Origin of the sequence: Variovorax sp. H27-G14, assembly GCF_046156345.1 — a bacterium.
In the GTDB taxonomy this organism is placed as follows: domain Bacteria; phylum Pseudomonadota; class Gammaproteobacteria; order Burkholderiales; family Burkholderiaceae_C; genus Variovorax.
Window position 1 is genome coordinate 243691 of sequence record NZ_JAYLVN010000009.1, and the last position, 24811, is coordinate 268501.

Sequence of the window (24811 nt, forward strand, 5' to 3'; positions counted from 1 at the left end):
GCGGTATGGGGCCGCAAGGTCTTACGGTATCGTTTGCATATGGATACAAATATGGACGTTGCTGCAAAGCTAGCCACATTGCTTAACCAGCTTAACACGGTGATCGTGGGCAAAGAGGCCCAGGTTCGGGACTGCGTGGCCTGCCTGCTGGCGGGTGGCCACCTGCTGATCGAAGACGTGCCGGGCGTGGGCAAGACCACCCTGGCGCACGCGCTCTCACACACCTTCGGGCTGCAGTTTTCGCGCGTGCAGTTCACGGCCGACCTCATGCCGGGCGACCTGTCCGGCGTGGCCATTTACGACCGCGCCCAGCAGGCCTTTGTGTTCCACCCCGGGCCGATCTTTGCGCAGGTGCTGCTGGCCGACGAAATCAACCGCGCCAGCCCCAAGACCCAGAGCGCGCTGCTCGAGGCGATGGAAGAAAAGCAAGTCACCGTCGAAGGCGAGACCCGCCCGCTGCCCACCCCTTTCTTCGTGATTGCCACGCAGAACCCGCAGGACCAGCTCGGCACCTTCGCGCTGCCAGAGTCGCAGCTCGACCGCTTTCTGATGCGCATCTCGCTCGGCTACCCCGACCGCGCCGCCGAGCGCCTGCTGCTCGCCGGCGCCGACCGCCGCGAGATGCTGGCCACCCTGCCCGCCCTGCTGACCGCCAGCGAGCTGACCGCGCTGCAGCAGCGCGTGCAGCAGGTGCATGCGGCGGACGCACTGCTCAACTATGTGCAGGACCTGATTGCCGCCACCCGTTCGGGCCGCTGGTTCCTGCAGGGCCTGTCGCCACGCGCCGGCATTGCCGTGCTGCGCGCGGCCAAGGCGCAGGCGCTGCTGGCCAACCGCAACTACGTGGCGCCCGACGACGTGCAGGCCGTGCTGCCGCAAACCATTGCCCACCGCCTCACCCCGGTGGGTGACGCGGGCCGCGGCGCGGTGGAGCAGGTGCGCGCGATGATCGCGGCGGTGCCTTTGCCGTGAGCCCCGCAGGCGCCCTGCGTTCGCGCATCGATGGCTGGTTTCTGTCGCGCCGCGCGCCATCGGACACGCTGGAGCTCACGCAGCGCAACGTGTACATCGTGCCCACGCGGGCCGGCTGGACGCTGGCGGCCACGTTGCTGGTGCTGCTGATTGCATCCATCAACTACCAGCTCAACCTGGGCTACCTGCTGACCTTTCTGCTGGCGGGCAGCGTGGCCGTGGGCATGCATGTGTGCCATGCCACGTTGCGCGGGCTGGCCATGCACATGGTGGCGCCCGAGGCCCACTACGCGGGCGCCGCGGCCGTCTTCAGGGTGGTACTGCACAACACCCGCCGCAGCGTGCGCTACGGCATCGGCATGGCGGTGCGCGGCAGCGGCCAGTGGGCCTGGACCGACGTGCCGGCCGAAGGCACATCGACCGTGGAGATCGCCTTCAAGCCCGAGCGGCGCGGCCTACACCCCGTGCCTCCGCTGACGGCCGAGACCCGCTTTCCGCTCGGCACCTTCCGCGTGTGGACCGTGTGGCGCCCGGCCGCGCAGATGCTGGTGTACCCCGCGCCCGAGGCGCATCCGCCGCCACTGCCGCCGGGCGAGCCGCTATCGGGCTCGGCCGCCGTGTCCGCCGCGCTGCGGGCCCACAACGCGGGCGAGTACGACGGCGTGCGCGCCTACCGGCGTGGCGATCCGCTCAAGCTGGTGGTGTGGAAGAAGGCGGCCCGCGCGCAGGCCGCCGGCTCCGAAGACCTGGTGAGCCGCGACACCCAGCAAACGCAGCGCGAAGAGCTCTGGCTCGACGCGCAAGCCGCCGGCCTGTCCGACGCCGAAGGGCGGCTCTCTCGCCTGTGCGCGTGGGTGCTGATGGCCGACCGGCTGGGCGTGGACTACGGCGTGCGCGTGGCCGGCCGCACCGTGAACCCCTCGCAAGGCGAGGCGCACAAGCGCGCATGCCTCGAGGCCCTGGCCCTGTGCTGAAGAAAGCCCGCGCCCCATGAAAATCCTCATGGCCCGGCTGGCCGCCCTGCCCCGCGATGCGCGGGACACGCTGTTTCTGCTCGCCGTCATCGCACTGATCGTGCTGCCGCAGGTGGAGAACCTGCCGTGGTGGTGCTCGGCCATCACAGCGATGGTGCTGCTGTGGCGCGGCTTGCTCGCGGTCAAGGCACAGCCACTGCCCAGCAAATGGTGGCGCGTTGCGCTGCTGGCCATGACGCTGGGCGCCACCTACGCCACGCACCGCACCCTGCTGGGCCGCGACGCGGGCGTGACGCTCGTCGTGATCCTGCTCGCGCTGAAGACGCTGGAGCTGCGCGCCCGGCGCGATGCCTTCGTCATCTTCTTTCTGGGCTTCTTCGCGATGCTCACGAACTTCTTCTATTCGCAGTCGCTGCTGACCGCCTTCACCATGCTGCTGGCGCTGCTGGGCCTGCTGACCGCGCTGGTCAATGCGCACATGCCGGTGGGCCGGCCGCCGCTGATGCAGGCCGCCCGCACCGCCGGGTGGATGGCGCTGGCCGGCGCGCCGATCATGCTGGCGCTGTTTCTGCTGTTCCCGCGGCTCGCGCCGCTGTGGGGCACGCCGAGCGACGCCATGGCGGGGCGCAGCGGGCTGTCGAACACCATGCGCGTGGGCACCATCGCCGAACTGGCGCTGGACGACAGCATTGCCGCGCGCATCAAGTTCGAGAACAACACGCCGCCGCCGCAAAGCCAGCTCTACTTTCGCGGCCCGGTGCTCGCGCAGTTCGACGGCCGCGAATGGACCGCGCTGCCTTACTGGGCACGTGGCGCGCAAGGGTCGTTGAACCTGCGCGTGAGCGGCAACCCGGTGCGCTACGAGGTCACGCTGGAGCCCAACAACCGCCCCTGGCTGCTGACGCTCGACGTCGCGCAGAAGGCGCCCGAGGCACCCGGCCTGGAAGTGGCCGGCACGCCCGATCTGCAGTGGTTTGCGAACCGCCCGCTCAACGACCTGGTGCGCTACCGCGCCGAGAGCTACCCGCAGTTCCAGAGCGGCCCGCTCAGGCGCGTGGGCGGCCAGCTGCAGGCCTACCTGGCGCTGCCGAACGGCACCAACCCGCGCACCGCGGCACTCGCCGCCGAGATGCGCGCAGACCCCGCGCTGGCGCAAGCCGGTACGCAGCCCGATACCCGGGCCTTCGTGCAGGCCGCATTGCGGCGCCTGCGCACCGGTGGCTACAGCTACACGCTGGAGCCCGGCGTCTACGGCAACGACACCGCAGACGAGTTCTGGTTCGACCGCAAGGAAGGCTTCTGCGAGCACATCGCCTCGGCCTTCGTGGTGCTGATGCGCAACCTGGGCGTGCCGGCGCGCATCGTCACGGGCTACCAGGGAGGCGAGTTCAACAGCCTGGACAACTACTGGGTGGTGCGCCAGAGCGACGCCCATGCCTGGGCCGAGGTCTGGCAAGAGGGCACGGGCTGGACGCGCGTGGACCCGACGGCCTCGGTCGCCCCGGGGCGCATCGGCCAATCGCAACGCCTGGCCGCGCAGCCGGGCCTGTTCGCCGGCGCCATCGGCGCCATGAGCCCGAGCTTCGCGCAGAACCTGCGCGCCGCCTGGGAGGCGGTGAACAACGGCTGGAACCAGTGGGTGCTCAACTACACGCAGAGCCGCCAGCTCAACTTGCTGAAGAACATCGGCTTCGATGCGCCCAGCCTCGAAGACCTGGCCTATGTGCTGCTCTACCTGCTGGTGGGTGCGAGCCTGGCGGGCGCGGCCTGGACGCTGTGGGAACGCAGCCGGCACGACCCCTGGCTGCGCCTGCTGGGCCGGGCGCGCGCACGGCTTGTCAAGGCCGGCCTCGCATTGCCCGAGACCGCGCCGCCGCGCCAGATGGCCGCCGCTGCCGAGGCCCGCTTCGGCAGCGGCGCAAACGCCGTGCGCGCGTGGCTGCTGAAGCTGGAGGCGCAACGCTATGCACCGGCCACGCCGGGTTCGCTGTCCGCGCTGCGTGCCGAGTTCCGCCGCCTCGCCTGGCCCAGGGCCAGCATCAGCACCAGCAGCCCCCCGCGCGGCTGAAACCACATGTGTCCCTGAAGGGCCGCCGCGCAAGCGGACGTCACAATCCAACCCATGCGATTTTTCCTCCCTAAGCCGTCCCGCGCCGCCACCGCAGCCGCACTTCTCGTTGCCTGCTGCGCATGGTCCGCCGGGGCCGCGGCACAGAAGTCTTCCAACGGCCGCGGCACCACGGGCAATGCAGTCACCGCGGTTCGCGGCAGCACCCCCTACGCCACGCGCGACGACGCCATGCAGTTCGCCGACGAGGTGGCGGCACGCCGCGGCCTGGACCGCAACTGGGTGCGCGCCACCATCGGCAGCGCGCGCTTCCTGCCCAACGTGCCACGGCTCATGCTGCCGGGCCCGGTCGGCACGGTGAAGAACTGGCAGACCTACCGCAGCCGCTTCATCGACCCGGTGCGCATTGCGGCCGGCGTGCGCTTCTGGCGCGCCAATGCCGAGCTGCTGGCGCGTGCCGAGCAGGTGTACGGCGTGCCGCCGGAAATCGTGGTCGGCATCATCGGCGTGGAGACCATCTACGGGCGCAACATGGGCAACTTTCGCGTGATCGACGCGCTGGCCACGCTCTCGTTCGACTTCCCCGACGGCCACCCGCGCGCCGCCGAGCGCCAGGCCTTCTTTCGCGGCGAGCTCGAGAGCTTTCTGAGCACCGAGAGCCGCACCGCCGACGACCCGCTCACGCCGCTGGGCAGCTACGCGGGCGCCATGGGCATGCCGCAGTTCATGCCCAGCAGCATGGCCAAGTACGCGGTCGACTTCGACGGCGACGGGCGCATCGACCTGGTGAACAACCCGGCCGATGTGATCGGCTCGGTGGCCAACTACTTCAAGGCCTTCGGCTGGAAGCCCGGCATGCCGGCCATCTACCCGGTGCACTTCGACGAGGCCCGGCTGCAGAAGGCGGTGCTGCTGGCGCCCGACATCCTGCCCACCTTCAGCGCCGACAGTTTCGTGGCCGCGGGCGCGGTGCCCGAGGGCGAGGGCATCCGGCACAAGGGCCTGCTGGCGCTGGTCGAACTGCAGAACGGTGCCGACGCACCGCCGACCTACGTGGCCGGCACGCGCAACTTCTATGTGATCACGCGCTACAACTGGAGCAGCTACTACGCCATGTCCGTGCTCGACCTTGGCCAAGAGGTCAAGGCCGCGATGGAGCAGTAGGCACCATGACGCCCGAGGCGCTGCGCGCGAACTGGCACCAGGCCTGGCAGGCACTGGGCGTGGCGCATGCGGACGATGCGCTGTGCGACACCCTGCAGCGCAGCTACGGCGAGCCCCAGCGCCGCTACCACACGATGCAGCACCTGGGCGAATGCCTGGCGTGGTTCGAGCGCGAGAAGGCGCTGGCCGAGCACCCCGGCGAAGTGGCGCTCGCGCTTTGGTTCCACGACGCCGTCTACGACGTGCATGCGCACGACAACGAAGCGCGCAGCGCCGACTGGGCTCGCCAGGCCCTTCTTGCGGCGGGCGTGCAAGAAGCAGCGGCTGAACGCGTGCACACGCTGGTGATGGCCACCTGCCACGACGCGGTGCCCGAAGGCCGCGACGCCGAATTGCTGATCGACATCGACCTGTCGATTCTGGGTGCCGAACGCGCGCGCTTCGACGAGTACGAACAGCAGGTGGGGGAGGAGTACGGCTTCGTTCCCGCAGCCGTGCGCCTGCCGCGCCGCCGCGCGATTCTTCAGCGCTTTCTCGACCGACCGGCGCTGTACGCCACACCGCGCATGCATGCGCAGCTGGAAGCGCGGGCGCGCGGCAACCTGCAGCGGTCGATCGCGGGCTGAGTGCAGTTGAGTGCGGTTGAGTGCGGCACAGGCGGAGCGGGCCGTGCGCGCTACAGTCGACGCACCGCGCCGCCGACCCTGTCCATGACTGCCCTGTCCGGAATGACCGCAACGTCCGCCCCTCCCTCCTCCATCGAACAGCTGCTGGCGCTGGCAATCCGCCTCGTCAACGCGGGACAGGCATCGCACGCGCAACAACTCTGCGAACACGCCCGCACCCAGCACCCGCCGCACCCCGCCGTGCTGCAACTGCTGGCGCGCCTGCAACTGGCCGAGGGTGCATTCGCGCAGGCCGGCGCAACCATTGCGCAAGGCCTCGCACTGCGCCCCGACCACGGCCCTTCGCTGTTGCTGGCCGGCGATGTGGCACGGGCCGCCGGCAACCTCGCGCAGGCCCGCGCGCATCACCAGCGCGCTGTCGCGCTGATGCCGGGCCGCGAAGAACCGCTGCATGCGCTGGGCCTCACGCTCAAGGCCGCGGGCTGCGCAGCCGATGCAGCGCATGCGCTGCGCCAGGCGGTGGCGCTGGCGCCCGCGCACGGCGGCGCGTGGTTCGACCTGGCGCTGGTGCTGCAGGACACGGGCGATTTCGACGGTGCGGCCGACGCGCTCGCGCAGGTGCTTCGGGTGTCGCCGCCGCGCGCTGAAGTCGAGGTCAACCTGGGCATCGTGCTGCAGGAGGCCGGCCGCATGGACGAGGCGCTGCGTGCCTATGGCCGCGCCTACCGTCTGAACGAGAGCACCTTCGGGCGCATTGCGCATGCGCTGTCGACCGCGCCCACCGGGCGGCTGTGGCTGAACCTCGAGACGCTGCGCGAAGCGCTGCGGGCCGCGCCGGGCTGAGCGTCAGCGAACGTCAGTGGGCGTCATCGAACGTCAGCGAGCGTCATCGAACGCTCAGCAAGCATCAGGCCGCACCGCGCTTGCTGCGAAAGGCCTTCCGGTAAACGCCGGGCCCGGCCATGATTTTTTCGGCGAGCTGCGCGTAGCCCTTCACCTGCGCCTCGGACATCGGCGCGCACTGCAGCGAGAGCGGCGCGCGTGGCACCGGGTAGCACTGCGCCACCGGCGTGCCGCGCGGCAGCACGCCCTGAAAGGCGGGGTCGGTCCAGACCGCGGGAAAGTTGATGCCGACGTCATTGAACCGGTCGGCATCGACCAGCCCCGTGACAAGCCGGAACGGCAGGTCGTCGCGGTTCACCGGGTGCACCGCCATCAGCGACCACCCTTCGTCGAGCGCGACCGTCCAGAAACTGTTGAACTTGAGAGCCGACTGCGCGCCATGCGCCAGCGGCGAGCCCGCGAGTTGCTCGGGCACATGAAAGCTCAGCGGTGCGCGCGGATGGCCGGGCACCGACAGCGCGGGCAACGGCCAGTCCCAGCTGAACTCGCCCGCCTCCACGCGCACGTCGCAGGGCAGCAGCACCATGAAGCCGTGCGCCATGGCATCGACGAACGGCGGGCACTGCTTGACGGTGCGAATGCTGCGCTCGTGCACCTGCGACGGTGCACGGGGTGCCATGCGGCGCAACCAGTCGGGCAGCGCGGCCTTTGCCGGAACAGGGTGCGGCAACAGGTCGAACAGCGCGGGGTCGCAGCGAAATTGGATGTTCATGAGGCGCCCATTGTCTTGGCTCCCTCCCCCAACGGGGGAGGGAGCCAGACAAAGCCTCTGCTTAACGGACGCGGCCTTCCTTCCAGGCGGTCAGCAGCTTTTCATACGCCACCGTCTCGCCCTTGGGCTTTTCGTTGGCCAGCTTCTTCCACGGCGCGTGGTCGCTGCTCAGCCACTTGGAAGGATCGCTCTTGGCATTGAGCTTGGGCGGGCAGTTGGCCATGCCCGCGCGCTGCAGGCGGCCCATCACGTCGTCCATCTCGTTGGCCAGGTTGTCCATGGCGGCCTGCGGCGTCTTCTCGCCCGTGACGGCCACGGCCACGTTCTTCCACCAGAGCTGCGCGAGCTTGGGGTAGTCGGGCACGTTGTTGCCGGTCGGCGTCCAGGCCACGCGCGCAGGGCTGCGGTAGAACTCGATCAGCCCGCCGTACTTGGCCGCGTTCTTGGTGAAGTAGTCGGAACGGATGTCGCTGTCGCGAATGAAGGTGAGCCCCACGATCGACTTCTTCAGCGACGTGGTCTTGGAGGTCACGAACTGCGCATAGAGCCACGCCGCGGTCGCGCGGTCGGGGTCGTTGGACTTCAGGAAGGTCCACGAGCCCACGTCCTGGTAGCCGTTCTGCATGCCGTCCTTCCAGTACGGACCGTGCGGGCCGGGTGCCATGCGCCACTTGGGCGTGCCGTCGGCGTTCACCACCGGCAGGCCCTGCTTGATCATGTCCGCCGTGAAGGCCGTGTACCAGAACACCTGCTGCGCAATCTGCCCTTGCGCGGGCACCGGGCCCGACTCGCCGAAGGTCATGCCCATGGCTTCCTTGGGCGCGTACTTCTTCATCCAGTCGATGTACTTGGTCAGTGCATAGACCGAGGCCGGCGAGTTGGTCGCGCCGCCGCGCGACACGGCCGCACCCACGGGCGTGCACTTGTCGTCGGCCACGCGAATGCCCCACTCGTCGATCGGCAGGCCGTTGGGAATGCCCTTGTCGGCCGCGCCGGCCATCGACAGCCACGCGTCGGTGAAGCGCCAGCCCAGCGACGGGTCCTTCTTGCCGTAGTCCATGTGGCCATAGATGGGCTTGCCGTCTATGGTCTTCACGTCTTCGCTGAAGAAGGCGGCAATGTCTTCGTAGGCCGACCAGTTGATCGGCACGCCCAGGTCGTACCCGTACTTGGCCTTGAACTTGTCCTGCAGGTCCTTGCGCGCGAACAGGTCGGCGCGAAACCAGTACAGGTTGGCAAACTGCTGGTCGGGCAGCTGGTACATCTTGTTGTCGGGCGCCGTGGTGAAGCTGGTGCCGATGAAGTCCTTCAGGTCGAGCCCGGGGTTGGTGTAGTCCTTCCAGGCGCCGGTCATCTGGTCGGTCAGCGCCAGGGCGGTGCCGTAGCGGTAGTGGGTGCCGATGTGGTCGGAGTCGTTGATCCAGCCGTCGTAGATCGACTTGCCCGACTGCATCGAGGTCTGCAGCTTCTCGACCACGTCACCCTCCTGGATGATGTCGTGCTTGACCTTGATGCCCGTGATTTCCTCGAAGGCCTTGGCCAGCGTTTTGGATTCGTACTCGTGCACGGTCAGTGTTTCGGACACGACCGAAATTTCCTTCACCCCCTTGGCCTGCAGCTTCTTGGCCGCGTCGATGAACCACTTCATTTCTTCCATCTGCTTGTCCTTGGACAAGGTAGACGGCTGGAACTCACTGTCGATCCATTTTTTGGCTTCGGCCTCGCCAGCCCAAGCGCCGTGCGTGGCGAACATTGCCGCCGCCATTGCCAGTGCCGTGTAGCGCATCTTCATGACTGTGTCTCCTCGGTTGGTACTTCCCCGTTCTGCTTGGTCGCGGCTCCGGGGAGGCGGAGAGCCGGCCGTCCGACGAAAACCCGATGGGCTCAGCCTTTGCGCATGACAAGCCCAAGGGCAAGCATCGAGATCACGAATCCGATCCAGATCGACGGCTCGGCCTCCAGGCTCATCCATTCCTGGAACTTGCCGGCCAGGCCGACGAAGGCCAGGTTGATGTAGGCGGCCGAGAGCAGGCCGATGAAGAGGCGGTCGCCACGCGTGGTGTCGATGGGCAGCCAGCCGCGCCGCATGGTGGTGGGCGACTTGAGCTCCCACACCGTCATGCCGACCAGCATGAACGCGATGCAGATGAAGAACACGGCCACGGGGGTGGTCCAGACCATCCAGTTGAACATGGGGTACTCCTTGAGTTCAGACGCGGCCCATCGCAAAACCCTTGGCGATGTAGTGGCGCACGAACCAGATGACGATGGCGCCCGGCACGATGGTGAGCACGCCGGCCGCGGCCAGCGTGGCCCAGTCCATGCCCGACGCGCTGACGGTGCGCGTCATGGTCGCGACGATGGGTTTGGCGTTCACGCTGGTGAGGGTGCGCGCCAGCAGCAGCTCGACCCAGCTGAACATGAAGCAGAAGAACGCCGCCACGCCCACGCCGGCCTTGATGAGGGGCAGGAAGATTCGCACGAAGAAGCGCGGAAACGAGTAGCCGTCGATGTAGGCGGTTTCGTCGATTTCGCGCGGTATGCCGCTCATGAAGCCTTCGAGGATCCACACCGCGAGCGGCACGTTGAACAGCAGGTGCGCGAGCGCCACGCCCAGGTGGGTGTCCATGAGGCCGACGGTGGTGTACAGCTGGAAGAAGGGCAGCAGGAACACGGCGGGCGGTGTCATGCGGTTGGTCAGCAGCCAGAAGAAGACGTGTTTGTCGCCGAGGAACGAGTACCTTGAGAAGGCGTAGGCGGCGGGGAGCGCCACGGTGAGCGAGATGACGGTGTTGATGGCCACGTAGATCAGGCTGTTGATGTAGCCCGAGTACCAAGACTCGTCGGTGAAGATGCGCACGTAGTTGGCCCACGTGAAATGCTGCGGAAAGAACGAGAAGCTCGACAGGATCTCCTCGTTCGTCTTGAAGCTCATGTTGATCATCCAGTAGATGGGCAACAGGGCGAACAGGATGTACAGCAGCAGGAAGATGCTGCGCTTGTGGAATCTCTTGTCGTTCATGTCGGCTGCTCCGTTGCGCGGTGGCTTGAGCTTGGGCTGTTCAGGGCGGGTGTGTTCAGGGCGGGTGCACAGGCCGCCGGGTACTCCCCTCCGCGAATGTCCCCCGGGCTTCGCCCTCCTCCTTTATTTCGCTGCGGGGAGTACCCGACGCCCTGTGCACTTGGACACGCTGCTGGTGTTCCGCTGATCAACGACTGCTCTGTCCAACGCACACGCCGATGGGGTGCCTTGCGCAGCGAAATAAAGGAGGAGGCCGCAGGCCGGGGGACATTCGCGGAGCAAGGTACCCCGTCGGCGTGGGCGCGCCCTGAAGACAGCGCTAAAGTCATTTCTCCACCTCAGCTTCCTGAGTCCCCACACGCTGCATCCAGTTGTAGAGCACGAAGCAGAAGAGCAGGATGATGAGGAAGTAGATCAACGAGAACGCAGCCGCCGGCCCCAGGTCGAACTGCCCCACGGCCTTCTGCGTGAGGTACTGGCTCAGAAAGGTGGTTGCATTGCCCGGCCCGCCACCCGTCAACACGAAAGGCTCCGTGTAGATCATGAAGCTGTCCATGAACCGCAACAGCACCGCAATCATCAACACACCACGCATCTTCGGCAGCTGTATGTAGCGAAACACCGCGAACTTGCTGGCACCGTCGATACGGGCGGCCTGGTAGTACGCATCGGGAATGGAGCGCAGCCCCGCAAAGCACAACAGCGCCACCAGCGGCGTCCAGTGCCACACGTCCATCACCAGCACCGTGAGCCATGCGTCGGTCGCGCTGCCCGTGTAGTTGTACTGAAAGCCCATGGCCTCCAGCGCGTGGCCGAACAGGCCGATGTCGGTGCGCCCGTAGATCTGCCAGATGGTGCCCACCACGTTCCATGGAATGAGCAACGACAGCGCCACCACCACCAGCACCGCCGAAGACTTCCAGCCCTTGGCCGGCATCGACAACGCCAGCGCAATGCCCAGCGGAATTTCCACCAGCAGCACCGACAGCGAGAAGCCCAGCTGGCGCAGCAGCGCCTCGTGCAGCTCGTCGTCGCGCATCACCGCGGCAAACCATTCGGTGCCCACGAACACGCGGCGATCGGGCGAGATGATGTCCTGCACCGAGTAGTTGACCACCGTCATCAGCGGCACGATGGCCGAGAAGGCCACGCAGATGAGCACCGGGAGCACGAGCCACCAGGCCTTTTGATTGACGGGTTTGTTGGTGGCGTTCATGGTGTGAGCTCCCTTCTGCTGCGTTGTCCCCTCTCCCTTTGGGAGAGGGCCAGGGTGAGGGCCGACGGCGATAGAACCTCCGCGAACAATGCTGAGGCCCCTGCCCTCACCCTGACCCTCTCCCAGAGGGAGAGGGAAGAAATCGGGGAGATCGCTGAGAGGTATCTCATGCCACCAACTCCTCATCCTTGTAGTAGCACGTATGCGCATCCAGCACCCGCACCCACACCGTGTCGCCCACCGCCGGCGGCGGGTCGTCCGAATGCAGCCGCACCTTCAGCACGCTGCCACCAGCCTCCACCGTCAGCATCACGTGCGTGCCCACGTCCTGCACGTTCTTCACCAGGGCGGGCACCGCACCCGCCGCACCCGCGCTCGACAGGCGCAGGTACTCGGGCCGGATGCCGATCTTCAGCGGCCCTTGCGGCAGCTCGCGCAGGGACACCAGCGGCGTGCCGGCCACCTCGAGCGTGCCGTTCGCGCTTTGCGCCGAAAGAAAGTTCATGCCCGGCGAGCCGATGAAATGCCCGACGAAGGTATGCGCCGGCCGTTCGAACAACGCCTCGGCGCTGCCCACCTGCACCGCCTTGCCGCGCGTCATGACCACCACCTCTTCGGCGAAGGTGAGCGCCTCGACCTGGTCGTGCGTCACGTAGATCAGCGTGAGCTTCAGCTCGCGGTGAATCTGCTTGAGCTTGCGGCGCAGCTGCCACTTCAGGTGCGGGTCGATCACGGTGAGCGGCTCGTCGAACAGCACCGCAGACACGTCGCTGCGCACCAGCCCGCGGCCCAGCGAAATCTTCTGCTTGGCGTCGGCCGCCAGGCCGGCGGCGCGCTGGTTGAGCTGGCCGCTCATGTCGAGCATCTCGGCGATCTCGCCCACGCGCTTCTTGATCTGCGCCTCGGGCACCTTGCGGTTGCGCAACGGAAACGCAAGGTTCTCGGCGACCGTCATGGTGTCGTAGATCACCGGGAACTGAAACACCTGCGCAATGTTGCGCTCCTGCGGCGTGGCGCGCGTCATGTCGCGCCCGTCGAACTTCACCGTGCCCTGCGAAGGCACCAGCAGGCCCGAGATGATGTTCAGCATGGTCGTCTTGCCGCAGCCCGAAGGGCCGAGCAAGGCATAGGCGCCGCCGTCACGAAAGCTCATCTGCAGCGGCAGCAGCGCGTAGTCGCTCTCCTGCGTGGGGTTGGCGCGGTAGGCATGCGCCAGGTCGAGGTCGATGCGGGCCATGTCAGTTTCCTTTGCGCCAAGCCGGCGCCAGGGCCAGCTTTTCGCCGGCATCGAACACATAGGCGCGCGACGCGCTGAAGTACAGCGTGATCGACGTGCCCAGCTCGAAGCGGTGCACGCCGGTGAGCTGCGCCACCAGTTCGCCCACCGCGGTGTCGACGTGCACGAAGGTGTCGGAGCCCGAAATTTCGGCCAGCTCCACCTTGCCCGGCAAGGCGATGTCGCCCGCCCCCGCATTGACGTTCAGCGCGCTTGCGCGCAGGCCCACAGTCACCGCGCCTGCCGCGCCGCCGGGCACTTCCAGCGCCAGCGTCGGGCCACCGTTCAGCTGCACCTGGCCCGCCGTGACCGTGGCGGGCAGCAGGTTCATCGGCGGGTCGCTGAAGGCGCGCGCCACGCGCAGCGATTGCGGCGCATGGAACACCTCGGCGGTCGGGCCGTACTGCAGCAGCTCGCCGGCGTCCATCACCGCGGTGTAGCCGCCGAGCAGCAGGGCCTCGCCCGGCTCGGTGGTGGCGTAGATGACGGTGGAGTCGCCGGAGGCGAAGAGCTGCGTCAGCTCCTCGCGCAAGCCCTCGCGCAGCTTGTAGTCCAGGTTGACGAGGGGCTCGTCGAGCAGCATCAGCGGCGCATTCTTGGCCAGCGCGCGCGCCAGCGCCACGCGCTGCTGCTGGCCGCCCGACAGCTCGGCCGGAAGGCGGTCCAAAAACATGCCGATGTGCAGCTTGTCGGCCAGCGCCTTCACACGCGCGTCGATGTTCTTCTCGCCGCGCAGCTTGAGCGGCGAGGCGATGTTGTCGAACACCTTGAGCGACGGGTAGTTGATGAACTGCTGGTACACCATGGCGACATTGCGCTCGCGCACCGGCATGCCCGTCACGTCCTTGCCGTCGACCAGCACCTTGCCCTCGGTGGGCGTGTCGAGCCCCGCCATCAGGCGCATGAGGCTGGTCTTGCCGGCCTGCGTGGCGCCCAGCAGCACAGTGACCGCGCCGCTGCGCGGCGCGATGCTCTGTGCGTAGAGCCAGGTTTGCGCGCCGACCTTCTTGGTCACGCGCTCCAGAGTCAGTTGCATGTGTCCCCTCCGCCCGTTACGGGTCTTGGTTCAGCCGCTGTTCGCTCGCTCTCTGTCGCTTTGTCTGTCTGTCTTCTTCCATCGGGCTGCTTCGCTCGCCAGTCCGTTGCCAGGGCCCCTCGGCTCCGCGGCCCTGCTGCTTCAGTCCGTCGTCGCGTGCACCTTCTCGTGCACCTGCACGTATGCCTTTTCGTTCGCCTGCAACCATGCCGCGACCTGCTCGCGCTGCGCCGGCGTGTAGTGCAAGCCCAGCTTGGAGCGCCGCCAGAGCACGTCTTGTGCGCTCACGGCCCATTCGTGGTCTTGCAAGAAGCGCAGTTCGCGCTCGAACAGCCCGGGCGCCACTTCGGCACCCAGGTCGGCAAAGGATTTGGCGTTGCCCAGCACGTCGGCAATGCGCGCACCGTAGGCCCGCGCCAGTCGGCGAGCCAGCTGACCGTAGAGCCACGGGTGTTTGGCCTGCACGGCCGACACGAAGCGCTCGAAGTCTTCGTCGGGCCGCCGTGCCGCGCCGATCCAGCCCGACAGGTCGCCGCCCGCGAGGAAGGCGCCGTCGGTCCAGGCCGGGCGCTGCGCGTTCGACTGGCCCAGCATCTTGCCGACCTCGTCGGCCGCGTCCTCGGCCAGCTTGCGAAAGGTGGTGATCTTGCCGCCCCACACCGACAGCAACGGCGCGGCGGTGGTATTCGACTCCAGCAGGTAGTCGCGCGTGACGGCCGACGGGTCGCCCGAGGCGTCGTCCAGCAGCGGTCGCACGCCCGAATAGGTCCACACCACGTCGCCCGGCACGATGGGCTTGTCGAAGTAGCGGCTGGCTTGCGTGCAGAGGTAGTCGATTTCTTCCTGCGCAATTTGCGCGGCGCCCGGGTCGTCGCCGGTGAGCTCGATGTCGGTGGTGCCGATCAGCGTGAACTCGTCCTGGTAAGGGATGGCGAAGATGATCCGCTTGTCGGGGTTTTGAAAGATGTACGCATGGTCATGCTCGAACAGGCGCGGCACCACGATATGGCTGCCCTTGACCAGGCGCAGGCTCTTGGTGGCCAGCGACTCGCCCTTGGCCGACCTGGCCACGCCGCGCAGAAAGGACTCGGCCCACGGCCCCGCCGCATTCACCACCGCGCGGGCCCGCAGCGTGCGCTGGGTGCCGTCGGCGCCTTGCAGCGTGGCGGTCCAGCTGTCGGCGTTGCGCTGGGCGCTCACGCAGCGCGTGCGCGTGAGCACTTCGGCCCCGCGTGCCTTGGCGTCCAGCGCGTTCAGCACCACCAGCCGGGCGTCGTCGACCCAGCCGTCGGAATACACGAAGCCGCGCTTGTACTGGTCTTTGAGCGGCTTGCCTGCCGCATGGCGGCGCAGGTCGATGCTGCGCGAAGGCGGCAGCACCTCGCGCTTGGCCAGGTGGTCGTACATGAACAGGCCGATGCGGATCATCCAGGCCGGGCGCATCGACGGGTCGTGCGGCATCACGAAGCGCAGCGGCCACATGATGTGCGGCGCGCTCTTGAGCAGCACCTCGCGCTCTTGCAGCGCCTTGCGCACCAGCGAGAACTCGTAGTACTCCAGGTAGCGCAGACCGCCGTGAATGAGCTTGGTGGAAGAAGAAGAGGTGTGGGCAGCCAGGTCGTCCTTCTCGCAAAGCACCACGCGCCAGCCGCGCCCCGCCAGGTCGCGTGCGATGCCACAGCCGTTGATGCCGCCGCCGACGATCAGCACGTCGCAGTCCGTGGCCGGGGAGGCCGGCGCAGCCGGGGCGGAGGAGAAATCGCTCACTGGAAGGGCTTCCATGGAACCGTGACCTGGGTCACCAACGGCGGCCATTGTATTTTCGAGATTTTTCATTTAGGTTCCTTTTGGCGCGATTTTCCTCCGAGTTTTCCCTTACCCGGATTCGTTTGCTTTCGTTTTTAATCGACGCGCACTGTAACCTTGCTGCAGTTTCCCTGCACTCCACGACGCTTCTGTGAACTCCAACCCGCGCCAGATCAACCTCCTGGACACCGTGCGCACGCGCGGCGCCGCCACCGTCGAGCAGTTGTCCGAGCTGCTCGGCGTGACCCTGCAGACGGTGCGCCGCGACGTGCAGCGCCTGGCCGACGCGGGCCTGCTCACGCGCTTTCACGGCGGGGTGCGCGTGCCCAGCTCGACCACCGAGAACATCGGCTACCAGCAACGCGAAAACCTCAACGCCGAAGGCAAGGCGCGCATTGCCCGCCGCGTGGCCGAGCAGGTGCCCAACGACTGCTCGCTGATTCTGAACATCGGTACCACCACCGAGGCCATTGCCAAGGCCCTGCTGCGCCACACCGGGCTGCGCGTGATCACCAACAACCTGAACGTGGCCACCATCCTGAGCGGCAATGCGTCTTGCGAGGTGATCGTGGCGGGCGGCTCGGTGCGCGCGCGCGACCGCGCCATCGTGGGCGAGGCCACCATCGACTTCATTCGCCAGTTCAAGGTCGACATTGCGCTCATCGGCGTGTCCAGCATCGAGGCCGACGGGTCGCTGCGCGACTTCGACCTGCGCGAGGTGAAGGTGGCGCAGACCATCATTGCGCAGGGGCGCGAGGTGTGGCTTGCGGCGGACGCCAGCAAGTTCAACCGGCCCGCGATGATTCAGCTGGGCACCCTGTCGCAGATCGACCGGCTGTTCACCGACGCGGAGCCGCCCGCGCCGTTTGCGGAGCTGCTGCAGGCGGCGCAGGTGCAGCTGGACATTGCCAAGGACACATGAGCGCGCCCGCGTTTCTCCCTCCCCTCACGGGGGAGGGGTGGGGTGGGGGCACGGCGGCCGGCAAAAGAAAGCGGCGCCTCGTCGAAGGCCTGCCCCCATCCCAGCCTTCCCCCGGGAGGGGAAGGAGCAACACAGCGCACGGCCCTCTGCCGGCCTCAACGGAAACACACACCCCATGACCACCTACCTGCTCGCCCTCGACCAAGGCACCTCCAGCTCGCGCAGCATCGTGTTCGACCGCGAAGGCCACATCGTGGCCATCGCCCAGAAAGAGCTCACGCAGATTTACCCGCAGCCCGGCTGGGTCGAGCACGACCCGATGGAAATCTGGCGCAGCCAGCTGGCCACCGCGCGCGAAGTGCTCGCCAAGGCGAAGCTGCAGGCCGCCGACATCCATGCCATCGGCATCACCAACCAGCGCGAGACCACCGTGCTGTGGAACCGCGCCACGGGCCTGCCGGTGCACCACGCCATCGTCTGGCAGGACCGGCGCGCCGAGCCCCTGTGCGCGCAACTGCGCGACGAAGGCATGACCGACACCATCCGCGAGAAGACCGGCCTGGTGATCGATGCCTACTTCTCCGGCACCAAGCTGCGCTGGCTGCTCGACAACGTGCCCGGCGCGCGCGCGCAGGCCGAGCGCGGCGAGCTGGCCTTCGGCACGGTCGACAGCTGGCTCATGTGGCAGCTCACCGGCGGCAAGGCGCACGTGACCGACGTGAGCAACGCCTCGCGCACCATGCTGTTCAACGTGCACACCAACGAATGGGACACCGCGCTGCTCAAGGCGCTGGACATTCCCGCCGCGCTGCTGCCCAAGGTGCAGCCGTCGAGCTCGCACTTTGCCGACACCGACGCCGCGCTGCTCGGCCATGCGCTGCCCATCGGCGGCGTGGCGGGCGACCAGCAGAGCGCGCTCTTCGGCCAGGCCTGCTTCGACGCCGGCATGGCCAAGAACACCTACGGCACCGGCTGCTTTCTGCTGATGCACACGGGCGGCGCGTTTCAGCCTTCGCAGAACGGCCTGCTGGTGACCAGTGCGGCGCAGGCCGACACCACGCCGCAGTACGCCATGGAGGGCAGCGTGTTCGTCGGCGGCGCGGTGGTGCAGTGGCTGCGCGACGGCCTGAAGGCCATCAAGGGCAGCGCCGAAGTGCAATCGCTGGCCGAGAGCGTGCCCGACGCGGGCGGCGTGATGATGGTGCCGGCCTTCACCGGCCTGGGCGCGCCCTACTGGGACGCCGACGCGCGCGGCACCATCACCGGCCTCACGCGCGGCACCACGGTGGCGCACATCGCGCGCGCCGCGCTGGAAAGCATCGCCTACCAGAGCGCCGCGCTGCTGCAGGCCATGAGCCGCGACGCGGTGGCCGCGGGCGGCAAGCCGGTGGCCGAGCTGCGCGTGGACGGCGGCGCCAGCGTGAACGACCTGCTCATGCAGTTCCAGGCCGACCTGTTGGGCATTCCGGTGGTGCGGCCCGAGGTGATCGAGACCACCGCGCTGGGCGCCGCCTACCTGGCGGGGCTGTCGACCGGTGTGTACAGCGACGCGGGGCAGCTGTCGAAGCTGTGGAAGATCGAGCGCCGCTTTCTGCCGACCATGGGCCGCGCGCAGGCCGAAGAATCGATGGCGCGCTGGGAGCGCGCGGTGCGCCAGGCCACGGCGACCTGAGCCGGGGCTTGGCGCTTGCCTTGGGCCTGCCGGCCCGGGTGAGGCGCTTCGACAAGGCGCGCGAGGGCGCACAGGTTCCGCCGGGAATGTCCCCGAATCAACCTCGCCACCATCGGGGCACTGGGGCGGGTGCCGCAGGGGCCGGGGCAGAATGCGGGCCGCCCCGCCCCGCCCTCCGTGCCCGCCCTTGCCTCGCGCTGCCCCCTTGACCACCCTGCCTTCCGACGTTGCCACGTCACGCCCCACGTCCCGCCGCGGCGCCCTGCTCGCCTGCGGCGTGGTCGGCGCCACGCTGCTCGCGCTCATCGCCCTGGGCCATGACGGACGGCGCATCGCGCAGCTTGCCGTGCTGGCCGCGCCCGCGGTGCTGTGGCTGCTGTGGCCCTTGCGCAGCGCGCGCATGCGGCGGCTGCGCACGGTGCTGGTCTGGTTATGGGTGATGGCCTTTGCGCTCGACGGCGCGGTGCGCGCCTACCTGCTCGACACCTACCAGGCCGCGCCCGACGGCGCGATGGTGCTGGGCGCCGCCGCCAACACCAATGCGCGCGAGAGCACTGAATATCTGTGGATGCACTGGCGCTCGGCCGCCGTGTGGGGTGCCGCGCTGGTTGTGGCGGGCGTGCTGGTGGGCATGTTCGCGCGACGCGGGGCCGCGCGCTCGGCGTCTTCGCTTGCCCGCCCGTCACGCTGGACCGCAGCCTTCGTGGCGCTGGCCCTGCTCGTGTCCTGCGTGGCCTATGCAAGCAAACCGTGGCGCCGGCTGCACCCGGTGGTCTTCTGGAGCCAGTGGGTCGAGTCGCTGCACACGCTGCAGGCCTCGTGGGCCGACCAGCAGACGCAGCGCGACCGCCTGACCGCGCAGGCCAAGGCCATTGCGCCCGTCATCACGCAGGCCGGGCCGTCCACCGTGGTGCTGGTCATTACCGACAGCATCAACCGCGACAACATGGGCCTGTACGGCTACGGCCGCCCGACCACGCCGCGCCTGCAGGCGCACCGGGCGCAGGCCGGCGAGCAGATGGCGGTTTTGAAGAACGCCTGGTCGGTCGACGCCAGCACACTGCCCGCGCTGCACAACCTGTTTCGCTTCGGCCTGCCCGACAGCGACAACCCGCCGCATGTGCTGGCCCTGGCGCGCGCCGCGGGCTACAAGGTCTGGTGGATCAGCAACCACGACGATCTGGCCATCGAGCAGCAGCATGCGCGCTTTGCAGACGTGGTCGACATGGTCAACCGCACCCCCGGTCGCGCCAGCGCGTCGCTGGACGGCGAAATACTCGACTGCGTGCAGGAGGCACTGGCCGACACCAGCACCGAGCGCAAGCTCATCGTCGTTCACCTGATGGGCGCGCACCCGCACTACAGCCTGCGCTTTCCGGCCAATGCCAACCCCTTCGACGACGACGTCGACGCGGTGGAAAACGGCCTGGTGAAAGAAGGCCGCTCCCCCTGGGTGAGGCGCTTTCGCCAAGAGTACGACGCCGCGCTGCTGTACCACGACTTCGTGGTGTCCGAGCTGCTGCAGCAGACCCGCACCGCGGGCAAGCCCGACGACTACCGCGCATGGTTCTACCTGTCGGACCATGGCCAAGAGGTGGGCCACGTGAGCGACCGCGCGGGCCACAGCCCTTCGACCGCCTCGGGCTACCGCATTCCGGCCGTGGTGTGGCGCAACCAGCCGCCCTGGCCGCAGAACGCCCTGCAGCAACCGTTTCGCGCGGACTGGACCGGCTGGACGCTGATGGACATGCTGCACATCCAGTGGAGCGGGCAGAAGGCCGAGCGCGATGCGCTGGGGGGGAGCTATCGGTGGCAGGCGCCGGTGATTCCGGTGGTGGTGGAGTCGTTCTTGCGCTGACCGTAGAGAACGTCTGAACGCAGGACGTACTTGGTTCCCGCCTCTACCGCTGCGCCCTCGTGCCACGTATCGTGCAGGAACAGCAGCGCCGAGCCGGCTGACGGCGTCACGCGGAAATCGCGGAAGTCGGTGTCGCCACCGGTGAAGCCGCCGTTCAGGTAGACCAGCAGCGTGAGTTGGCTGGTGAGCCCGCCTTCATGCCAGGGCCCGTCCTTGTGCATCTTGAAGCGCTGACCGGGTGCGTATTTGTAGAAGCGAAGGTCCTTCGGCAAGCCCTTGGGCACTTGCCCGCCGACCTCGGGCAGAGCCGCATGCGCCAAGCGTTGCCACAGCAGTTCGACCCACACAGGCGACAGCAGCATCGCGCGCTCGTTGTTGCGGATGGTTGGCATGGCCTTTGGGCCGTCCGCCGTGCGCACACCGGCCGAGGCGAAGCCTTCGCGCTCTGCCAAAGAAACCAGCTGCGCGCATTCCCCCGGCGCAAGAAAGCCCTCGATGGAAAACGCACGCGACGAATGGGCAACCTGCCGCATGCGTCCTCGCGCGGTCATTCAGTGCGTAGGAACCAAAAAGTCCTGGCTGATCCGCCCACCCAGCTCATTCACGCGGTCCAAGAACTGCGTGAGGTACGCATGCAGGCCCGTCGCCAGAATCTCGTCCACGCGCGCGTACTGCAAATCGGCCAGCAGCTTGCCGGCGCGGCGTTGGGTTTCGGCGCTTTGCTCGTTCTGCACCTTGGCAAGGTTGTTGACCACCTCGGCCAGGCTCGCGTGCAGCGAGCGCGGCATGTCGGCGCGAAGAATCAGCAGCTCGGCCACGCGCTCGGGCTTGATGACGTCGCGGTACACCTTGCGGTAGACCTCGAAGGCCGAGACGCTGCGCAAGATGGCGCTCCAGTGATAGAAGTCGTACTCCTGATCTTCCTCGGTGGCGGCACCGAAGAACTCGCTGTTGAGCGCATGGAACTTCACGTCGACCAGCCGCGCGGTGTTGTCGGCGCGTTCAAGAAAAGTGCCCAGGCGCGAGAAGTAGAAGGCCTCGTCCTGCAGCATGGTGCCCAGCGTCACGCCGCGCGACAGATGCGAGCGAAACTTGACCCATTCGAAGAACTGGCCGGGGTCGCGCTCGAAGTCGCCCGCGCGCAGCATGCGGTTCACTTCGAGCCAGGTGGTGTTCTGGGTTTCCCAGGCCTCGGTGGTGAGCGCGCCGCGCACGGCACGGGCGTTTTCGCGGGCGGCCTTCAGGCAGGAGACGATCGACGAGGCGTTGCTCTCGTCTTTCACCATGAACTCCATCACGTCGGTGGGCGTGATGTGCTCGTACTTCTTGTTGTAGAGCGGCAGCAGCTCGCTGATGGACAGCACGCCCTGCCAGCCGTACTTGGCCACTTCGGCGGACTGCGGCAGCAGGGAGGTCTGGTAGTTGACGTCGAGCATGCGCGCGGTGTTCTCGGCGCGCTCGGTGTAGCGGGACATCCAGTAGAGATGGTCGGCGGTGCGGGACAGCATCGTATGGGCTCCTGCGTTTCTACGTGGACGATTGGCTTTGCGACTGCGTGGCCGCCTTGGGCTTGGGCGCGCGATCGGCTTCGAGAATCCAGGTGTCCTTGGTGCCACCGCCTTGCGACGAATTGACCACCAGCGAGCCTTCCTTCAGTGCCACGCGCGTGAGGCCGCCGGGCACCATTTGCACCTCCTTGCCGGAGAGCACGAACGGGCGCAGGTCGATGTGGCGCGGCGCAATGCCGGCGTCCACAAAGGTGGGCGAGGTCGACAGGCTCAGCGTGGGCTGGGCGATGTAGCCGTCGGGCTTGGCGAGCACGGCCTTCTTGAAGTCTTCGATCTCGGCCTGCGTGGCGGCCGGGCCGATCAGCATGCCGTAGCCGCCGGCGCCGTGCACTTCCTTCACGACCAGGTCCTTCATGTTGTCCAGCGTGTACTGCAGCTCGTCCTTGTTGCGGCACATGTAGGTGGGCACGTTCTTCAGGATCGGCTTTTCGCCGAGGTAGAACTCGATCATCTTGGGCACGTAGGGGTAGATCGACTTGTCGTCGGCCACGCCGGTGCCCACGGCATTGCAGATCACCACGTTGCCCGCGCGGTAGGCGCGCATGAGGCCGGGGGTGCCAAGGGTGGAGCTGGAGCGGAACACCTCGGGGTCGAGAAAGTCGTCGTCCACGCGGCGGTAGATGACGTCCACGCGCTTGGGGCCGCGCGTGGTGCGCATGTAGACGAAGTCGTCCTTGATGAGCAGGTCTTGCCCTTCGACCAGTTCCACGCCCATTTGCTGCGCGAGGAAGGCGTGCTCGAAGTAGGCGCTGTTGTACATGCCGGGCGTGAGCACCACCACCGTGGGCTCGGCCGTGGCGGGGGGTGCGCTGGCGCGCAGCGTTTCCAGCAGCAGATCGGGGTAGTGGGCGACCGGCGCAATGCGGTTCTGGTTGAACAGCTCGGGGAAGAGCCGCATCATCATCTTGCGGTTTTCGAGCATGTAGCTCACGCCGCTGGGCACCCGCAGGTTGTCTTCGAGCACGTAGTACTCGCCGTTGCCATCGGCATCGGGGGCACGCACGATGTCGATGCCCGAGATGTTGGAGTAGACGTTGTGCGGCACGGTCACGCCCATCATCTCCGGGCGGAACTGGGCGTTGTTCAGGATCTGCTCGGCCGGAATGATGCCGGCCTTGATGATGTCCTGGTCGTGGTACACGTCGTACAGGAAGCGGTTGAGCGCGGTCACGCGCTGCACCAGACCCTTTTCCATGCTGGCCCACTCGTGGGCCGGAATGATGCGGGGCAGCAGGTCGAACGGAATGAGCCGCTCGGTGCCCGAGCCGTCTTCGTCCTTGGCGCCGTACACGGCAAAGGTGATCCCGACCCGGCGGAAAATCATTTCCGCCTCTTCTCGCCGCGATCGCATCACCTCACCGGGTTGCTTCGCAAGCCATTGGTCGTAGCGCTTGTAGTGCTGTCGGATCGCAGCCCCCGAATAGGGCAACTGCTCGTACATCTCGTCGAATTTGTGCATGGAACGACCAATCTCCTTGGGCTTATAGCTTAGCAAGTTCAAGGCCAGTGAAAGCCCTGATGCCCAGGCAAAAGAAGGGTCGAGGGTTTCCCCCGGCGAGTTTCTCCCCGCGATTTATTGCGCGGTGCCTTCGCCGGCCAGCGCCGCCTTTCGCGGTGCCAGGAATTTCTTGATGCGCTCGCCGCTCTCGTCGCCGTAGAGGCTGGTGAGGAAAGCGTCGCGCTCGGCGTCGAGCTGTTCGCGGCGGCTGCGGTCGCGCGCCGCGTGCACCAGCTGCTTGATGCGGGCCTGGGCTTCGAACGGGCCGCGCGCCAGCTGTTGCGCCCATTCGAGCGCCGCCTCGCAGGCGGTGCCGCGCGGCACCACCTTGTTGACCACGCCCCAGTGCTTCAAGCGGTCGGCGCTCACGGGGGTGCCGTCGAGCAGCATCTCCAGCGCGGCCTGCGGGGGCAGCGCCCGCGCCAGCGAGTCGGTGCCGCCGGCGTCGGGCGACAGGCCCATGTTGACGTACGACATGGCAAAGCGCGCGTCCTCGGCGGCCACGATCAGGTCGCAGGCCAGGCACAGCGAAAAGCCGCCTCCCATGGCCGCGCCCTCGACGGCGGCTATCACCGGCTGGGGAGCGTCCTGCAGGGCCATGATCCATTCGTGCAGCGCGTCGATGTGGCCGCGCTGCTCGGCCTCCGGAAACTTGCGCTGGCGGGCGAGCCGCTTGAGGTCGCCGCCGCCCGAAAAGTGCTCGCCCTCCCCGGTCAGCACGATGGCGCGCACCGTGCGAAAGCCCGCTGTGGCACGCACGGCCTGGGCCGCGGCCCGGTAGATCGACGGATTGAGCGCATTGCGCGCCTTCGGGTTGCTGAGCGTGAGAACGAGCACGGCGCCCTCACGGTGCGTTCGCAGGCGCGCGCCGTACAGCTCGGTGACGAGGGAGGCGGAGGTGTTCATGAGGGCTGTCCGCAAGACGACAGCTGCCTGAAGCCGCAAGAGAGGCGCATAGTGTGTTTCCTTTTCATGAAATGAATACGAAACTACTCAACGCAGAAGATTCACTCTGGCCGAGCGCGCAGCCCATCTTCAGCGCCAGATTTGCCAACTTATTCACAGATTTCGGCAAACAAAAAGCTCGAGCTCCCCGAATCTGACGGCGAAGTCAGGCACTTGGCGACGCCCTCCCACGAGCCCCCACGGGCTCACGGCACATGGTGGCGCCGGTAGCGCGGCCGCCGCTCACGCTCGCAAATCACCTCGGTCGGCCGCTCGCTCGCCCAGAGCGCCGCCCCGCACCGGGTGCTCTCGACCAACCGAACGCCGCGCGCCCGATAGCGCTCCGCCACCTCCGCCGCCGGATGCCCGAAGCGGTTGCGGTAGCCGGCCTGAACCAGCGCAATGCGCGGCTGCACGGCCTCCACAAACGGCGCGCCCGACGAGGTCTTGCTGCCGTGGTGCGGCATCTATGCAGGGAAACTGGCGGAAACACTAGCGCCCTCACTGCTGTAGTGTCGAGGTACGGCGGGGATGGCCTAACATAGCTCCCCGCACACATCACGCACGAGAATC

21 protein-coding genes and 1 pseudogene are annotated in these 24811 nt (G+C 67.5%); 9 read left to right on the plus strand and 13 right to left on the minus strand.

From position 1 onward, the window contains the following. Positions 1-51: 51 nt before the first annotated feature. From VLK31_RS21695 to VLK31_RS21720, 6 genes are all read left to right on the plus strand, one after another. Positions 52-972 (plus strand): AAA family ATPase, encoded by a 921-nt coding sequence (locus VLK31_RS21695; protein ID WP_409170505.1) that lies wholly within the window; start codon positions 52-54, stop codon positions 970-972. Then, positions 969-1946: a DUF58 domain-containing protein gene (locus VLK31_RS21700; RefSeq protein ID WP_409170506.1), complete on the plus strand. Its 978-nt coding sequence runs from the start codon at positions 969-971 to the stop codon at positions 1944-1946. Before VLK31_RS21695 ends, VLK31_RS21700 begins: the two co-directional genes overlap by 4 nt. Before the next feature lie 16 nt (positions 1947-1962). Beyond that, entirely contained in the window at positions 1963-4014 is a 2052-nt protein-coding gene (locus VLK31_RS21705; RefSeq protein WP_409170507.1) for a transglutaminaseTgpA domain-containing protein, read from the plus strand. 54 nt (positions 4015-4068) lie between these two features. Further along, positions 4069-5178, plus strand: a complete 1110-nt coding sequence (gene mltB / locus VLK31_RS21710; RefSeq protein ID WP_409170508.1) for a lytic murein transglycosylase B — start codon at positions 4069-4071, stop codon at positions 5176-5178. A gap of 5 nt (positions 5179-5183) precedes the next feature. Next, positions 5184-5804 carry an N-methyl-D-aspartate receptor NMDAR2C subunit gene (locus VLK31_RS21715; protein WP_409170509.1) on the plus strand — a complete coding sequence of 207 codons (621 nt, stop codon included), beginning with the start codon at positions 5184-5186 and terminating at the stop codon, positions 5802-5804. Positions 5805-5888: 84 nt separating this feature from the next. After that, entirely contained in the window at positions 5889-6647 is a 759-nt protein-coding gene (locus tag VLK31_RS21720) for a tetratricopeptide repeat protein (protein ID WP_409170510.1), read from the plus strand. Positions 6648-6711: 64 nt separating this feature from the next. Here VLK31_RS21720 and VLK31_RS21725 read toward each other — a convergent pair whose 3' ends face one another. From VLK31_RS21725 to glpD, 8 genes are all read right to left on the minus strand, one after another. Further along, a complete protein-coding gene (locus tag VLK31_RS21725; protein ID WP_409170511.1) occupies positions 6712-7419 on the minus strand; it encodes a hypothetical protein in 708 nt (235 codons plus the stop codon). 61 nt (positions 7420-7480) lie between these two features. Further along, on the minus strand, positions 7481-9211 hold the full coding sequence (locus VLK31_RS21730; RefSeq protein WP_409170512.1) for an ABC transporter substrate-binding protein: 1731 nt from the start codon (positions 9209-9211) through the stop codon (positions 7481-7483). Between the two features lie 92 nt (positions 9212-9303). Then, the gene (locus VLK31_RS21735) at positions 9304-9612 is read right to left on the minus strand and encodes a DUF2160 domain-containing protein (protein WP_409170513.1); all 309 of its coding nucleotides are present in this window, start codon (positions 9610-9612) and stop codon (positions 9304-9306) included. A 16-nt stretch (positions 9613-9628) separates the two neighbouring features. Beyond that, a complete protein-coding gene (locus tag VLK31_RS21740) occupies positions 9629-10441 on the minus strand; it encodes a carbohydrate ABC transporter permease (protein ID WP_409170514.1) in 813 nt (270 codons plus the stop codon). Positions 10442-10766: 325 nt separating this feature from the next. After that, a complete protein-coding gene (locus tag VLK31_RS21745; RefSeq protein WP_409170515.1) occupies positions 10767-11657 on the minus strand; it encodes a carbohydrate ABC transporter permease in 891 nt (296 codons plus the stop codon). Positions 11658-11823: 166 nt separating this feature from the next. Continuing rightward, a complete protein-coding gene (locus tag VLK31_RS21750; RefSeq protein ID WP_409170516.1) occupies positions 11824-12894 on the minus strand; it encodes an ABC transporter ATP-binding protein in 1071 nt (356 codons plus the stop codon). A gap of 1 nt (position 12895) precedes the next feature. Further along, positions 12896-13969 (minus strand): ABC transporter ATP-binding protein, encoded by a 1074-nt coding sequence (locus VLK31_RS21755; protein ID WP_409170517.1) that lies wholly within the window; start codon positions 13967-13969, stop codon positions 12896-12898. A gap of 141 nt (positions 13970-14110) precedes the next feature. Next, positions 14111-15805: a glycerol-3-phosphate dehydrogenase gene (gene glpD / locus VLK31_RS21760; RefSeq protein ID WP_409170518.1), complete on the minus strand. Its 1695-nt coding sequence runs from the start codon at positions 15803-15805 to the stop codon at positions 14111-14113. 121 nt (positions 15806-15926) lie between these two features. Between glpD and VLK31_RS21765 the strand changes: the two genes are divergently transcribed. The 3 genes from VLK31_RS21765 (at position 15927) to VLK31_RS21775 (ending at position 20227) form a co-directional block, all read left to right on the plus strand. Beyond that, positions 15927-16697: a DeoR/GlpR family DNA-binding transcription regulator gene (locus tag VLK31_RS21765; protein WP_409170519.1), complete on the plus strand. Its 771-nt coding sequence runs from the start codon at positions 15927-15929 to the stop codon at positions 16695-16697. A 175-nt stretch (positions 16698-16872) separates the two neighbouring features. After that, positions 16873-18369: a glycerol kinase GlpK gene (glpK, locus tag VLK31_RS21770; protein ID WP_409170520.1), complete on the plus strand. Its 1497-nt coding sequence runs from the start codon at positions 16873-16875 to the stop codon at positions 18367-18369. Between the two features lie 151 nt (positions 18370-18520). After that, positions 18521-20227, plus strand: a complete 1707-nt coding sequence (locus VLK31_RS21775) for a sulfatase-like hydrolase/transferase (protein WP_409170521.1) — start codon at positions 18521-18523, stop codon at positions 20225-20227. On the opposite strand, the gene VLK31_RS21780 is transcribed toward VLK31_RS21775, so the two are convergent. The 5 genes and pseudogenes from VLK31_RS21780 to VLK31_RS21800 form a co-directional block, all read right to left on the minus strand. Continuing rightward, entirely contained in the window at positions 20173-20760 is a 588-nt protein-coding gene (locus VLK31_RS21780) for a prolyl hydroxylase family protein (protein ID WP_409170522.1), read from the minus strand. The genes VLK31_RS21775 and VLK31_RS21780 overlap by 55 nt on opposite strands. 18 nt (positions 20761-20778) lie before the next feature. Next, the gene (locus VLK31_RS21785) at positions 20779-21735 is read right to left on the minus strand and encodes an alpha-E domain-containing protein (protein ID WP_409170523.1); all 957 of its coding nucleotides are present in this window, start codon (positions 21733-21735) and stop codon (positions 20779-20781) included. A 19-nt stretch (positions 21736-21754) separates the two neighbouring features. Continuing rightward, positions 21755-23254 (minus strand): circularly permuted type 2 ATP-grasp protein, encoded by a 1500-nt coding sequence (locus VLK31_RS21790; RefSeq protein WP_409170524.1) that lies wholly within the window; start codon positions 23252-23254, stop codon positions 21755-21757. Between the two features lie 114 nt (positions 23255-23368). Beyond that, positions 23369-24199, minus strand: coding sequence for an oxepin-CoA hydrolase, alternative type (locus VLK31_RS21795; protein WP_409170525.1), 831 nt, complete (start codon positions 24197-24199; stop codon positions 23369-23371). Positions 24200-24444: 245 nt separating this feature from the next. Continuing rightward, a pseudogene (locus tag VLK31_RS21800) lies at positions 24445-24705 on the minus strand (ComEC/Rec2 family competence protein); the annotation flags it as partial. Positions 24706-24811: the final 106 nt, after the last annotated feature.

Coding starts and splice junctions, on each gene's coding strand:
- VLK31_RS21735 (WP_409170513.1), bottom strand. CDS start 9,612: ATGTTCAACTGGATGGTCTGGACCACCCCCGTGGCCGTGTTCTTCATC.
- VLK31_RS21695 (WP_409170505.1), top strand. CDS start 52: ATGGACGTTGCTGCAAAGCTAGCCACATTGCTTAACCAGCTTAACACG.
- VLK31_RS21795 (WP_409170525.1), bottom strand. CDS start 24,199: ATGAACACCTCCGCCTCCCTCGTCACCGAGCTGTACGGCGCGCGCCTG.
- mltB (WP_409170508.1), top strand. CDS start 4,069: ATGCGATTTTTCCTCCCTAAGCCGTCCCGCGCCGCCACCGCAGCCGCA.
- glpK (WP_409170520.1), top strand. CDS start 16,873: ATGACCACCTACCTGCTCGCCCTCGACCAAGGCACCTCCAGCTCGCGC.
- glpD (WP_409170518.1), bottom strand. CDS start 15,805: ATGAAAAATCTCGAAAATACAATGGCCGCCGTTGGTGACCCAGGTCAC.
- VLK31_RS21725 (WP_409170511.1), bottom strand. CDS start 7,419: ATGAACATCCAATTTCGCTGCGACCCCGCGCTGTTCGACCTGTTGCCG.
- VLK31_RS21785 (WP_409170523.1), bottom strand. CDS start 21,735: ATGCTGTCCCGCACCGCCGACCATCTCTACTGGATGTCCCGCTACACC.
- VLK31_RS21730 (WP_409170512.1), bottom strand. CDS start 9,211: ATGAAGATGCGCTACACGGCACTGGCAATGGCGGCGGCAATGTTCGCC.
- VLK31_RS21715 (WP_409170509.1), top strand. CDS start 5,184: ATGACGCCCGAGGCGCTGCGCGCGAACTGGCACCAGGCCTGGCAGGCA.
- VLK31_RS21755 (WP_409170517.1), bottom strand. CDS start 13,969: ATGCAACTGACTCTGGAGCGCGTGACCAAGAAGGTCGGCGCGCAAACC.
- VLK31_RS21750 (WP_409170516.1), bottom strand. CDS start 12,894: ATGGCCCGCATCGACCTCGACCTGGCGCATGCCTACCGCGCCAACCCC.
- VLK31_RS21720 (WP_409170510.1), top strand. CDS start 5,889: ATGACTGCCCTGTCCGGAATGACCGCAACGTCCGCCCCTCCCTCCTCC.
- VLK31_RS21705 (WP_409170507.1), top strand. CDS start 1,963: ATGAAAATCCTCATGGCCCGGCTGGCCGCCCTGCCCCGCGATGCGCGG.
- VLK31_RS21745 (WP_409170515.1), bottom strand. CDS start 11,657: ATGAACGCCACCAACAAACCCGTCAATCAAAAGGCCTGGTGGCTCGTG.
- VLK31_RS21775 (WP_409170521.1), top strand. CDS start 18,521: ATGCGGGCCGCCCCGCCCCGCCCTCCGTGCCCGCCCTTGCCTCGCGCT.
- VLK31_RS21780 (WP_409170522.1), bottom strand. CDS start 20,760: ATGCGGCAGGTTGCCCATTCGTCGCGTGCGTTTTCCATCGAGGGCTTT.
- VLK31_RS21740 (WP_409170514.1), bottom strand. CDS start 10,441: ATGAACGACAAGAGATTCCACAAGCGCAGCATCTTCCTGCTGCTGTAC.
- VLK31_RS21790 (WP_409170524.1), bottom strand. CDS start 23,254: ATGCACAAATTCGACGAGATGTACGAGCAGTTGCCCTATTCGGGGGCT.